General features: G+C 41.8%; 10 protein-coding genes and 1 pseudogene. 5 read left to right on the top strand and 6 right to left on the bottom strand.

All coding sequences use genetic code 11. The features are described from left to right. The first annotated feature begins 44 nt into the window (after positions 1-44). Entirely contained in the window at positions 45-326 is a 282-nt protein-coding gene (locus tag C2M32_RS17160; protein ID WP_105169544.1) for a YcgL domain-containing protein, read from the top strand. Continuing rightward, positions 319-1,335: a lytic murein transglycosylase gene (locus C2M32_RS17155; RefSeq protein WP_105169543.1), complete on the top strand. Its 1,017-nt coding sequence runs from the start codon at positions 319-321 to the stop codon at positions 1,333-1,335. Before C2M32_RS17160 ends, C2M32_RS17155 begins: the two co-directional genes overlap by 8 nt. 71 nt (positions 1,336-1,406) lie before the next feature. On the opposite strand, the gene C2M32_RS17150 is transcribed toward C2M32_RS17155, so the two are convergent. Beyond that, positions 1,407-2,444, bottom strand: coding sequence for a helix-turn-helix domain-containing protein (locus tag C2M32_RS17150; protein WP_105169542.1), 1,038 nt, complete (start codon positions 2,442-2,444; stop codon positions 1,407-1,409). Between the two features lie 199 nt (positions 2,445-2,643). Between C2M32_RS17150 and C2M32_RS17145 the strand changes: the two genes are divergently transcribed. Next, positions 2,644-3,279 carry a hypothetical protein gene (locus C2M32_RS17145; RefSeq protein ID WP_105169541.1) on the top strand — a complete coding sequence of 212 codons (636 nt, stop codon included), beginning with the start codon at positions 2,644-2,646 and terminating at the stop codon, positions 3,277-3,279. Between the two features lie 133 nt (positions 3,280-3,412). Here C2M32_RS17145 and C2M32_RS17140 read toward each other — a convergent pair whose 3' ends face one another. The 5 genes and pseudogenes from C2M32_RS17140 to C2M32_RS17120 all read right to left on the bottom strand — a co-directional run bounded on the left by C2M32_RS17140 (position 3,413) and on the right by C2M32_RS17120 (position 8,724). Continuing rightward, positions 3,413-4,411 carry a cytochrome d ubiquinol oxidase subunit II gene (locus tag C2M32_RS17140; protein WP_105169540.1) on the bottom strand — a complete coding sequence of 333 codons (999 nt, stop codon included), beginning with the start codon at positions 4,409-4,411 and terminating at the stop codon, positions 3,413-3,415. Beyond that, a complete protein-coding gene (locus tag C2M32_RS17135) occupies positions 4,404-5,747 on the bottom strand; it encodes a cytochrome ubiquinol oxidase subunit I (protein ID WP_105169539.1) in 1,344 nt (447 codons plus the stop codon). The genes C2M32_RS17140 and C2M32_RS17135 overlap by 8 nt, the downstream gene beginning before the upstream one ends. Before the next feature lie 15 nt (positions 5,748-5,762). Beyond that, complete coding sequence (locus C2M32_RS17130; protein WP_070992735.1) at positions 5,763-6,308, bottom strand: GbsR/MarR family transcriptional regulator; 546 nt, start codon at positions 6,306-6,308, stop codon at positions 5,763-5,765. Positions 6,309-6,485: 177 nt separating this feature from the next. Then, the gene (locus C2M32_RS17125; RefSeq protein ID WP_105169538.1) at positions 6,486-7,430 is read right to left on the bottom strand and encodes a hypothetical protein; all 945 of its coding nucleotides are present in this window, start codon (positions 7,428-7,430) and stop codon (positions 6,486-6,488) included. Positions 7,431-7,588: 158 nt separating this feature from the next. Then, a pseudogene (locus tag C2M32_RS17120) lies at positions 7,589-8,724 on the bottom strand (Na/Pi symporter). An 819-nt stretch (positions 8,725-9,543) separates the two neighbouring features. Here C2M32_RS17120 and C2M32_RS17115 point away from each other — a divergent pair. Together C2M32_RS17115 and C2M32_RS17110 are read left to right on the top strand one after the other, a co-directional pair. Then, entirely contained in the window at positions 9,544-11,682 is a 2,139-nt protein-coding gene (locus tag C2M32_RS17115) for a DUF7507 domain-containing protein (protein ID WP_158678262.1), read from the top strand. Between the two features lie 191 nt (positions 11,683-11,873). Then, positions 11,874-13,820, top strand: a complete 1,947-nt coding sequence (locus C2M32_RS17110) for a sensor histidine kinase (protein WP_105169536.1) — start codon at positions 11,874-11,876, stop codon at positions 13,818-13,820. Positions 13,821-13,862 lie beyond the last annotated feature (42 nt).

Raw genomic sequence — 13,862 nt, 5'->3', positions numbered from 1 at the left:
GGTATAGTGCCGTTTAGACATAAGCAAGAATTTATAGGGTTATAATGCTCACTGCTGTATATAAAAGCTCAAAAAAAGCTGATACCTACCTTTATGTAGAAAAGCGCGACGATTTTACTAAAGTGCCAGAGCCATTAATGAACATGTTTGGCCGACCACAGTTTGTAATGATGTTTAATTTAGCAAAACGAGACAAGCTAGGAACAGCAGATATTGCACTGGTTAAGGAGAAGTTAAGCAGTGAAGGATTTTACTTACAGCTTCCTCCACCAGAAGAAAATCTTTTAGATCAATTTAAAACAGAAAATGGAGTGTCCAGTGATTAAAAAGTTATCAGTGCTTATAGGCGCACTGTGTCTGACAAGTTCTGTTTGGGCTAACACACAAGAAAAATTCGATCAGTATGTTGCTGACTTAAAAGTTGAAGCTCAAGCCAAAGGTTACGATCAAGCGTTAATTGATAGCGCATTTGCTACCGCAAAGTTTAAGCCAAAAGTAATTACTCAAGATAAAAATCAACCTGAGGTTGTTGAGACCCTAGAAACCTATTTACCCAAGCGTGTGCCACAATGGAAAATCAATCAGGCACGTAAGCTGTATAAAGAGCACCGAGATATTTTAGAAAAAATTGCCAAAGAGTATGGTGTACAGGCAAGATTTATCGTGGCGCTATGGGGACTTGAAAGTAACTTTGGGCGTATCCAAGGTGGCTATCCAGTGATTAGCGCCTTGGTTACCCTAGCATTTGACGGACGTCGAGAAGCGCTTTACAAACGTCAGCTGTGGGCTGCGTTAGACATTTTAAAGTCGGGTCATATTACGCTTGAAGATTTCAAAGGCTCTTGGGCAGGGGCGATGGGACAGACCCAATTTATGCCTACCTCCTTTAATTCATATGCGGTTGATTATGATAAAGATGGCCGCAAAGATATTTGGACCACAGAGGTTGATGCGTTTGCGTCAATCGCTAATTATCTTAAGCAGGCTGGTTGGAACGACAACTTGACTTGGGGTAGACAGGTCAAGCTCCCTGAAGACTTTGATAGTAAGTACATTCTCAAGCGCGGCACGAAAACACGTAAAGAGTGGCTTGATTACTGGCAACAATCAGAGCGCAATTTGGCTGATTGGCAAGCTCTAGGCTTACGTCGTGCCGATGGCTCAGATTTACCAAAAGTAGATGTTACCGCTGCATTGGTAATGCCTGACGATATCAACGGTCGCATGTATCTTGCCTATGATAACTATAAGGCCTTGATGCATTGGAACCGTTCATACTATTTTGCAACAAGTGTTGGATACCTGTCAGACAGGATAGCTTACCCCAAGTTATAAGACACTCGATAAGGCCGGGCTTAGTTCCGGCCTTTCAAGCAAAACCTTTCAGGAAAAACCTTTCAAAACGTCTAAGAATACTGCCTTCTAAACGCCTTTGGAGCGGATGTGTGGTGTTTTATCCACATACTCGGCGATGCGCCCGTTTGCTGCTTAAACTCCTTATAGAATGTATTCTTGTTGTTAAATCCGCTGTTATACATAATCTCTGTTATCGTGTGAGTGTTACTTGGACTTTTTAGCAGCTCGCAAGCATGTAGCACTCTATAGCGATTTAAAAGTCGATAAAAACTGGTCTTCATGTGCACATTTAGCAACTCGGAGGTTTGATGTGTTGTTAAGTTCAGCAACAAAGATAACTTTTTCAGGCACAGTGAATTATCGAGATATACTTTATTAGCGGTGAATAACAGCAGTAATTGTTGTGATAGGTCGTTTGCGGTCTCTTTGTCTAGTAGCAGCTCTTTGGGAGCTTTAGGTATGTTGTTTCTTTCCACATTTTCACTTCTTGAATCACCATACACCGCCCTAAAAGCGCTAATCGTAATATAACAGCAGATCAGTAGATTTAAGGTATGCCACAGTGAGATTAGCCAAGCGGCGCTATTTAAATAACCAAAAGTGACGATGCCAGCCAAACAAACGATCACGACAATGGTTGCGATGTTTGCCACTTCGCGTTTTGACTGTCTGCGTGTTGCTGAGCAAAAGGCAAATACGCTTATTGCTAAATAGCTAAAAATAATAACAAAATAAATAATGATCAAGCCTAGAGAGGTTGTCGCTACGTCGCTAAGCTGGATAAAGTAAAACAGCGTAAATGGCAACATATGTAATGCAATTTGCAAAGGTGACGTTTTCTTACCTTGGTAATATAGAAATGTAAGTGCACAGAAGAGTAAGATCACGCATTGTGATAGCTTGACGACAAAATCCGGCAGCGTGCCATAGCGCATTCCTAGGTAGCCTGTTAGCGGTATCAATAATAACGCAAAGAAGCCACTATGGAGAAAACGCTGATTGTTTTGGGTACTTCTGTTACGTTTAAATATCAATCCAGAACTAAATAGGGCAATACAGCAGCTGGCCAAATATAAATCTTCTATCATCAGAATAATCTTCCTTAAGTAAGTTAGGTAGTTTGCATTTGTACAATGCCACTAACTCGGTCATCTTAGCTAAACTAACCATCACTAATATATTGAAAAAATTACATAAATATATTTCTTGTCATTCTCTATCTATACAAACGGCAAGTTCTGTACAAGTGATAATACTGTTAGCAAAACACATAACAGAGGGAAACTCATGAAAAAAATCAATTTGTTTTTGCTACCCGTCATTCTAGCGGGCTCTTCTGCGGTATCTGCGAATGAATCCACAAAGTTGAGGCTGAAAAAAAGCATTACACAATATATCAGTGCGTGGTCAGAAGAATCTGATGTGAATAGGCGTGATATTTTAAAACGCTCGGTTACAGCAAACTTTATCTATAAAGACCCTAGTTCATCAGATTTCACCATTGATTCCGATGAAAAAATTAATCAATGGATAGCTAGGTTTCATAGTGACATGAAGCAGATTGGTGTTTCGCAGATTAAAGGTGAGCTTGTGTCAGAAATAGATATACATGGACCACAGGGAAGTGAAGTTTTTCGCTTTAACTGGAAAATCAGTGCGTTTAATGGGGCGGTGGTATTGGCTCAAGGGGTGGATTTTGGCACAAGTGAAAATGGCAAAGTTGCCAGTATTACGGGTTTCTTTGGCGAGTTAACACCTAAATGCGATGCACCACAGTGGCACTCTGAAAGTGTTTACCAAAATGGCCATAAAGTGACATATGCAAGCAGAGTATATGAAGCTCGTTGGTGGGTTAGGGCATCACCAGAGCAAAACCCTGATGCGTGGCAGGTGCTTTATGACTGCACACCGCTTGCTTCTTAATAGCTAATGTAACTCAGTGCCATTTTATTGTGAAAAAAAAGGCAGCATTCCAACATGCTGCCTTTTTGATACGGCATAGATGCCTACAAGTGTGTAATGAATTCTTAGCTATCTGTTTTACTAATCATTGATGTCAGTAATATGAAAGTGGCTGAACTTTCCCCCAAAATACCCGATATGAAAATGCTGTATACGCTAGGATAGTTGGCACCACAACGACAACGCCATAGAACAAAAACCTTAGCGATTCGGGCGCGGCTAGCGCTTCGAAAATAGTTAGCTTACCAGGCACCACGTAAGGGTAGAAGCTGTAGAGCAAGCCAAAGAAACACAATATGAAGATCATGCAGGAGATCAGAAATGGCAGCCAACTGCCAACATCTGGATGCACCTTGAGTTTACTAAGTACTCTATCTAGTAAAACAAACATGCAAAGACAGATGATAGGCATGGGTAACAGTAACAGCAAAATGTCTGACTCAAACCAGCGTGCATATACACTGTGGTTTATTATTGGGTTTATAGCGGACACAGCAACAACACCAAAAAAAGCCATACGCGTAGCAATTTGACACCAAGCGATAGCTTGTTGTTGCAGCTTGCCTTCAGTTTTTAAGATTAGCCATGCGGCACCTATCAAAGCATAGGCAGCGACCACACCGACACCACTGAGGCAGGCAAATACGATGGCTAGAGCACTTTGCTCAAATGACATGACGTATAGACCCAACATATAACCTTGTGTAAATGCACTGATAATAGAGCCGATTTTAAATAGTTGGTTCCACATTGATTTGCGTTTGATTTTAGCCTTGGCTCTGAAATCAAATGCAACACCCCGAAGGATAAGACCTATCAGCATAACCGTTATTGGTAGATATAATGCTTGTAATATCATGCTATGGGCAACGGGAAACGCTATGAGTGCTAAGCCAACAGCCAATACCAGCCAAGTTTCATTGGCGTCCCAAAAAGGTCCAATGGAAGCTATCATTGTGTCGGCATGTTCTTCATTATCAGTCGGTAGTAGTATGCCTACGCCTAAGTCGTAACCGTCTAATACGGCGTAGAGTAAAATTGCCAGTGCCATCAACGAGGCATAGATAAAAGATAGCATTTGCGCATCAAGCATAAACATTCTCCTCTATTGAGGTCTTTTGGTACTCTTCTACTTCAACCGATTTGTCTGCGGTATAAAAAAGCGTCCGAACATAGGCGATAAGTAGCAACACATACACTGTCAAATAGGCTATCAGAGAAATGAGTACGTTATCGCTTGCGACCTGTGTTACAGCATCTTCTATGCGTAACACGCCTGAGACTAGATACGGTTGACGTCCAATTTCCGTGACATACCATCCAGCTAACGTCGCTACCCAGCCAGAAAAGCTCATCGCGACAAGTGTCTTTAGTTGCCAAGAAGCAAGTGTATTGTGACGCCAAAGAGAGATTCGAAAGTACACTGCGATGGCAATCATTAACATTCCCATCCCAACCATGATTCGAAAGCCAAAGAAAACGGGTTTAACGGGGGGCGTCGCGTCTTTGAACTCGTTAAGTCCGCGAATCGTGCCGTTTTTTTCGTGGGTTAAAATCCAGCTCGCTAAATTAGGAATAGCGACTTCGTATTCGTTAGAGCGGGTTTTCTCATTGGGAATTGCAAACAACAGCATGTCTGCACCTTGTTCTGTTTCCCATATTCCTTCCATAGCAGCGACTTTTTGTGGTTGATGCTCGAAGGTGTTCAAGCCGTGTAAGTCGCCAACAAACATTTGCAGCGGAGCAAGCAACATCGCAACCGTTAGTGAAACTTTCAACGTTAGGTGTGGTGCCTTTTTGTCATCCCCCCTAAGTAGCCGATAACTGCTTACACCAGCAATTAAGAAAGATGCTGTCAGTCCACTTGCCAACAGCATATGTGCTAGTCGATAAGGAAATGAAGGGTTGAAAATAACCAAAAACCAGTCAGTTGGAAACACAACCCCATCGCGGATCTCAAACCCTGTAGGGGTTTGCATCCAAGAGTTGAGAGATAGGATCCAGAATGCAGAAAGGCTGGTACCAATTGCTACAATGACAGTTGATAGGGTGTGAATTCTTGGCGAAACACGTTTCATGCCAAATAGCATGACCCCCAGAAAAGTGGCTTCCATAAAGAATGCGGTGAGTACTTCATAGCCAAGTAGGGGACCGGCAATGTTGCCAACTTTTTCCATAAAACCGGGCCAGTTCGTACCAAATTGGAATGACATAGTGATACCACTGACCACGCCAAGCGCGAAAGTCAGGGCGAAAATCTTAACCCAAAAGCGATAGGCTCTTAGCCAGACAGGGTGTTGGGTTTGATCGTATCTAACTTTGAAAAAGACTAAAAACCACGCTAAAGCGATGGTAATAGTAGGAAATAAAATATGGAAACTAATGTTGGCAGCAAACTGTATTCGCGACAACAGCAAGGTATCAAGCATGACGCACCTCGGCGATTAAGACTTCTTAAGTAATTTATCCTTTAAATCAATCACTTTTCCAACAGAAGAACCTAGCTTCATGAGAGTCTGCAATTGTTCAGGGGATAGACGTTGTAATTCTGCTGACCACTTTGTAACGGTCTCTAATAGGTCATGGATTGCTTGGATTTGTTTTTGAGCGTATTCCTCCTCTGGAGAGTTTGGACCATCAAGGATCTGATCGCGCAGTAGAGAAAGTGTTGGATCGATCTCGCGTTTTCTGCGTTCCTCAAAAACTCGATTTGCTAAGTCCCAGATACTGCCGCTGGGAGCGTAATATTCTTTTCTATCGCCAGGAATATGAGTGACTTTGACCAATTGCCAAGACTGGAGTTCTTTGATACCCATACTGACGTTGCCACGGCTGATCTTTAACGACTCAGCAATTTCGTTGGCAGTTAAAGGTTGTTCGTGAATGACCAGAAGGCCGACCATTTGTCCAATAGTTCGGTTAAAGCCCCAGCGGCTTCCCATTTCACCGCAATGAAGTACGAAGTTTTCAATTTTTGGAGATAAAATCATTGTTCTAAAGTTTCAGTAATTATTGAAACTTTAATATATAGAGAGCTTTGATTTAGATCAAGCAGTATTTTTTCTGTGGTTAAGCGTATTCTTGAATGAAAGGAAAGTGTTGAAAATTATTAGACCACAGCGATATAGCTGAGGTGTGGGGCTTAGGTCTTAAGCCCCTGGTTGCAACTATTTAGTGTACAGAGGTAAAGCAGTACCTGTTACATTGGTATATTCAACAACCGCTACGGGATAGAACTCTGTCTTACGAAGCGCTTTGGCTGTTTTACTATTTGATGGGCCTGCCCAGAAGTATCCTATGAAAGGTTGCACCCAGCCTGATTCAGAGCTCAAAACACCTGATAATTGTGGATGCTTGTCACTACTTGGTTGCAAACGCTGCGGTAAAACATTGTCGCCAACACTATATAGAGGCGTTTGCATGCCAACTTTTCTTAAGTAGCTTAACTCGATAATGGGTGTATAACCGGGAATATTACTTACTTGTAGATCGACATAATGTTCGCTCACTCGATAGTTCAAATCAGCGAGTGACTTTGGGTAGCCCCAAATTTCGATGCCAGCGCGGATCGCTAATCGGCTGTTAAGCTCAAGATCCTGATTGTACATGGCGTAGTCAGATGGCAAGCCCTGTTGCATGTTAGTGGCATTTGCTTGTGCCATAAGCTGTTGCGCTGACAATAAATAGGTCATTTTTTCCTGATTACTCGCATGAACAGGTAAACAGGGTAACTCTAGCGCTGGCGCGGATTTACGCTTAACGGCAATCGTGTTGACGGTTTCAGCATATGGCCCGACTGGACTGCTGGTAATATCTTGAAAATACAAGACTCCGATGCTTTGGTTGGTACCTTTGCCATCACACTCTATTTCAATTGGTTCAAAATCACTATTAGCAACAAATTTAGCGGATTGCTTAGAATTGATAATTGATAGAAATGCAGTAGTAAGATTGCCTGAAACATGGAAAGGCATTGACACAAGCGTGCCATCGCTAAGCTGAACGTGATCGCGTACAGGGTACTGTTCAGTTAGGCTTGCCGCAAAGCTTGCGCTACATAGTGATGTGCAGGCGGCTACTAGCCCAAATCCAAAGGCCTTATGTTTGTTCATTCTTTTTTCCTTTTCGATGAGTCGATTGTCCCGTTATTTGGGTTGGACAAAGTATCATGATTTTATAATTGAACGAATTATTAACGGCCGTAATTTAGGTAATTAAATACAAAAACGCCGCTAATGAAGCGGCGTTAATAGACTAAACATAAGTTGTCTTATCTTACGGCCAGCATGATGATGCCCGGTAAAATGAAGAAGGACCCCAGAACATAGCCCAGTGCAACAGGTTTATTATTTGCGCCAACCTGTGCTAGCTTTTCAGCACATTTCAAAGGTAGCTCGCGCAACACTGGAATACCATATATCAACGCAACAGCTAATACATTAAACATAACGTGGACCAAAGCGATGGTTAAAGCAACCTCAGCAGCAGGGCCTGTGATAGAGGTGGCTGCAAGTAGTGCTGTTATCGTTGTACCAATGTTCGCGCCCAAGGTGAATGGATAGATTTGGCGGGTAGTAAACACACCGCTCCCTGCTAGCGGGATCATTAAACTTGTTGTTGTTGAAGACGATTGCACCATAATCGTAACTGCTGCACCAGAGCCGATGCCAACTAGAGGGCCACGTCCGATAGCACTATGAAGTATGTCTTTAGCTCGACCAACCAATGCTTTTTTAAGCAATTTACCAAGCACTGTCACAGAGAATAATATGAGGCCAATACCAGCTACTACCATCGCAATACCCAGTAGCTTGCCATCTAAAAAGCTCAACGCATCTTTGATCAAACCAACTGTCGGTTTAACCAGTGGTTTAATAAAGTTATAGCTTTTCAGTGACAGGTCGGCGTCTCCAACAAACATGTGCGACAAACTTGCGGCGAGCTTCTGTAGTATCCCAAACATAATTTCCAAAGGTAAAAAGATAGCGACAGCAATCAAGTTGAAGAAGTCGTGTACTGTAGATGCTGCGAAAGCACGTTGAAACTCTTCTTTAGATCTGATGTGGCCAATGGAAACGAGTGTGTTAGTAATGGTCGTACCAATATTGGCACCCATGACCATGGGAATTGCAATTGAAATGGCAGACCACCTGCAACTAAACCAACAATGACAGAGGTCACCGTTGATGATGATTGCACCAAAGCGGTAGCCAGTGCACCTAACAGTAGCGCGACAAATGGGTTTGTTGCAAAAGCGAATATTTCTTTGGCGCCTTCGCTGCCACCAGAGGCAAGCTTAAAGCCACCACTGACTGTACCAACTGCAACCAAAACGGCGTAAACCAATAGAACAATTGCAGCCCAGTTTAAGAATTTATATAAGCCAGAGTGTGCGGTGTTTCGCATAAATTTTCTCGTTGTCCTGCATCAAATATGACAATTTGATGATGTTTTTATTTCAAGGACGCGGATTTAAACACGCGATTGTTACAGAAATATTTCACCGATCCGATTTTATCACTAAACTCGGGACTAATTTACATATAACCATTTAAAATCATGAGGTTATGTTGTTTTTTGTTAATTGTAGTGAAATAAAGCCTGCTCAAAGCTGCAAAGAATTTTCTTATTATAATTTTAGCGGTAATACTTTAGTGCTAATTTATGTTTTAGATCAACAAAAATATAAATATTTTCATTGTCCCTAAAACGGGGGCTTTCATCCAATGAGTTGTTTAAACGTATCGTTTATCGAAATAAAAATTATGTAAATACGAAGATCATTATTGTTATAAAACAGCGTATTAAGCAAAACCCTCAAAGTTGCATAAAAGGCAACTTTATTCAGTTTACATCATTTTAATCTTATTTTTTTGTATGTTTATCAGCGTCACTGTTCATTCTTGTGTTCAAAATGTAAAGAAAATGTATTTGGAATGTATTAATCTATGCTCTATAAAGATGAACGCTAACTGAATGTTGTGGGCTTCTCCAATTTTGTAAGTAAAGTTATCTAATGGCTTTGGTAATACAGAAAGGGAAAGGCGCTGTGGCCATGTTTGTTAGTACAAAAGTATTGTTTTTGTGTTCGGTAGTCGCGTCTGTCATTCAATAGAGGCGAGCTGATTATTTTAATAGGGTCGGGCGATTCAGCTTGATTGCTATTAGTGCTGGCTACCAGATATGTGTCTGGTATACAAATGGTTAAATGAAGGAGTATGTAAAATGTTTCAAGGTTCAAGTTCTTTTCAGAGCAAACCTAAAGGCTTTACTTTAGGCTTAGGTCTAAAGCGTATTGCGTTAGGTACGTTCGCATTAATGAGTGCTTTGTCCTTCAACACCGTGCAAGCTACAGGTACTGAGTTTGCTGGGTGTATGGAAGAGACGGCAGGGTTTGCAGTTCAATGTACGGCCAACGACGTCAGAATTGCCGGAGTATCATCAAATCCTGATGGCACTCCTAAGCTGGAAATATTAGATGATGGGTGTGCGTATCAAGGTGATACCGTGCAATTCACCGCGACATTTGATATCGAGACAACTTCTAAAGAGCGTCACGATATCGGTATTTATTTTGTTACAGATGGTGATCCCAATAACGATGGTGCTCAAAGTGGACAATGTAGCATTTCAACCTTGCCATTTGCACCTTCGCCCCCTTGGCTAGATTTAGATGGTACAAATGATCCATTCCCAGGAACTAGTGGGCCATCTGGTGTTCAAGATGAATGTGGTGACATTAGCAAGCCTGATTTCAACCCACTTTCACCGACCTTCACATTGACCGCAACCTGTGTTGACCCCGATAATGACGGCCAGCTAAACCTACCATATTGTACAAGTTGGCGTCAGTCAGGTGCTAACGAACTATGTGTTAATCCAAGCGATGCGTATCCTGGTTCACCTTCAAAATGTAAGTGTGACAATACCTTTAATATTCCAATCGCCGTTCCACCAGCTGAGCTGTTAGTGTCTAAATCAGTTAATCCAGACACTTTGGTTGAACCGGGCGGTAATGCGACCTTTACGGTTACAGTGACCAACGTTGGCATTGACCCGTCAAATAATGTCACAGTCAACGCGTTGTCTGATAGCATTTACGGCGACATCACAACGGCAGGTCATGATGGTATTATCAGCACGACTTGTAGCGTACCTCAGGTGATCCCTGCTGATGACCGTAACCCAGGCGGTGTAGACACTTACACCTGTCAATTCACCACCAGCATTGTTGGCAACGCAGGCGATGTTGAAGTTGATGTTGTTACAGCTACAGGGGTAGACGACAATGGCAATGTGCTAACTGGAAACGATACGGCACAGGTCGCTATTACTGATTCTGCACCAAGTATCACACTCGTTAAAACGGCTTCACCAACGCAATTGCCAGAACCAGGTGGATTAGTGAGTTTCACGATGGTGATTGATAATACCAGTGCTGCTAGTTCTGACCCTATTACTATCACTTCTTTGATAGACAACATTCACGGTGATTTAAATGGTCAAGGCGACTGTTCAGTACCACAGGTAATCAATGTGGGTGCTCAATATAGCTGTACATTCTCTGCTCAAGTGAATGGTAACGCTGGTGATTCAGAAACTGATACCATCACTGCGACTGGTACAGATGACGAAGGAAACGCGGTAAGTGCAAGTGATTCGGCAACGGTGGTAATTCTCAATACACCATCAAGTATTGAAGTGATCAAAACTGCTTCACCGTCGTCTTTCGATGAGCCCGGTGCAAATGTTACTTACACTTATACCATTAACAACACATCCTCGGTTGATGCAGTAACAATAGATGTAGCTGACGACGATAAACTGGGATCAATAGCAGGCCAAGGCACATGTAGCCTGCCTCAAGTAATTGCGCCAAGCGGATCGTATTCATGTAACCTGACCACCTATGTTGCAGGAAATGGCAATACATCCGTTACTAACGTTGTATCTGTGTCGGGCTTAGATGATGATGGGGAAGTTGTGTCAGCAGTTGATGATGCAACCGTAAATATTCTTAATACGCCGCCAGCAGCAAGTCTAGTTAAAACAGCCACTCAAGCGGTTGTAACTTATCAGGTTAGCGTGTCGAATGATTCTGACTCTGAGGCCTTGACTATCACCCAGTTGATGGATGATATGTTTGGTGATGTTACCGTTGTTGCAGGAAACATTCAGTCAACAACATGTTCTGTACCACAAGTTATGCAACCAGCTACGCAAGCGGGTGATAGCTATAGCTGTCAGTTTACTGCGATAGTGACCAGTTCACCTCATGTGAACAATGTGACTGCTACGGTTATTGATGATGACGGCTCTCAAGCTATTCAGCCGACAGATTCAGCAAGCGTTACGTTCCAGTAACTAACTTTGAAGGTTATTTTAAGGCGCGTGAATAACGCGCCTTTTTTATCCCAGCGCGCCACACACAGATTAGAGCTAGTGATTTAGTATTAATTTCCCCCTAAAAATATAGTAAGTAACGTACATTTCTCCATAATTACTACATTTTTTTTCTGTAGACTTCTCGTAATCTAATTTAATTGCTCTAGTGTATGAAGTTACGTCATATCATCTTGTTTTTACTCAACTGCTTAACCAGTTTATTGGTGACGGCTGAAGCGTTGGAGCTGAGCTCAAGTCAACAAGAATACGAGCTAAAAAAGTATGCCTTGTTTTTTCATGACTATAGTAAACAGATCAATACTGTAACGCAGTTACAGGCCATGCCTAATTTGCTAGAACCCTATGCAATACAAAAACCTAATCCACAGGGTTACTGGAAGTGGGCAAAGGTAGACATCACAAACCAAACACAAGAGTCTACTTGGTATGTGTCTTTCGGTTTTGCTCGTTTACCTGTATTGGAAATGTATTGGCAATCCCAAGGCGATGAGATAATTCGCCTGAATGAGTCAAGCAAATTTGCTGACAGGCCCTTTAAGCATCCACAGATGTATGTTCCCATTGAAATCCCACCTAATCAGAGCAAAACACTCTATATTAAGTATCAAACATTCGCGAATGCTCCGGCAAACATTCGTCTTCACAGCCCGAATCACTTCATTCAAACTATGCAAATGAGTGTATTAAATAATGCCATCATAGTGGGTATTGTTTTGGCAATTCTGTTGATAGTGGTTGTAAACTTATTTTTTAATCGTAACCTAACAAATGTGTTTTATGCGCTTTGGACAAGCATGTTTTTGTTCATTGTGGTTGATATGGCAGGGTTTACTTACCAGTATTTTTGGCCCGAAGTGGGTCACTTTTCTAACATGTTCTCGATCGTATTGATGGTGCTTGTACCAATTTTACATATTCTTTTTGTGCGGAGTTTTTTGCAGCTAAAATATCATCATCCAACGCTAGATAAAGTCTATCTAGGGTCTTTGCTGGTGTATAGCGCTTTAGTCCCTGTTGCGTTATGGCTACAATCTGTTTTTTATAACCTGCTTGCCAGCTCTCTGATCATTCCCGTATTCCTCTATACCTGTTATTGGTGTGTGAAACAAAGTGCACCGGGCATACGAATATTTGCCGTTAGCTTGTTTAATCATGTGCTATTTGTAAATGTGTTAGCAATTCTAGGTGCTAGTTTTGGTAATGTATTCGCGCAGTTTGATATCTCTACGTACATAAAAGTGGGCTATTTGATAGAAGTGTGTTTATTTACCGTTGCTATGGCTGTACAACACAAATCGGTTCAATATCAGTTGGTTTATCATCTACAAAAGCAAGTCAATTCACTCAATGAAACGGTGTTACAAGAACAGCAAATGTCGCTACAGAACACCGAACAAATTAAGAAAAATGAACAACGGCTGTTTACTGACTTGTCTCATGAATTAAGAACGCCCTTAACGGTAATGAAAATTCAAATTGAGTCACTGCAACATAATATTGTAGATAATGTGCATGATTCTTATAAAAAACTGCATGATAAAATCGATGAGCTTAATGAGTTTATCAATACACTCATGCTCGTCAGCGACTCGAAGGACCTACATTATGGTTTGAATATTGAGCCTGTGAAGCTGACTCACTTTATCAAGCAAATTACCGACAGTTGCGAGAAATCCATTGACAGTAATCAGCACTGTTTTAGCGTGCGCTGCTCACTCAATGGCATGAGCACGATTAGCATTGATGCTAAGGCGATTAAACAGGTGATCGATGAGGCCATCTCTAACGCTCTGAAATTTGGTGGACGTTCAGTGCAGATCCAATTGAGCTTTATTGAAACAGAGTCCAGTCTAACAGTGCGTATTGAAAACTCTGGCGATCCGTTAACTTATGAAGCACATCAGTTATTGTTTGAGCCTTTATTTAGACAAGAGCCTTCGCGTAACAGCACCTTAGGTGGCAAAGGGATGGGACTGGCGGTGTGTAAAAAACTGATAGACGCACATCATGGTGAGATCAGTTCTTACAACAGTTCGCTTGGTGGCGTGGCCATAGAGTTTAAACTACCGAAATCTTTTGCCTATGAATTTGCTTGATCTTTGCTAATTAGCGTCGATTTAAGTAGACTTTGCGTTGAT

It is taken from the genome of Pseudoalteromonas sp. T1lg23B, assembly GCF_002964665.1.
Taxonomy (GTDB): domain Bacteria; phylum Pseudomonadota; class Gammaproteobacteria; order Enterobacterales; family Alteromonadaceae; genus Pseudoalteromonas.
Note: the sequence above shows the minus strand (reverse complement) of the source record. Positions and strands in the feature narration are given on the sequence as shown.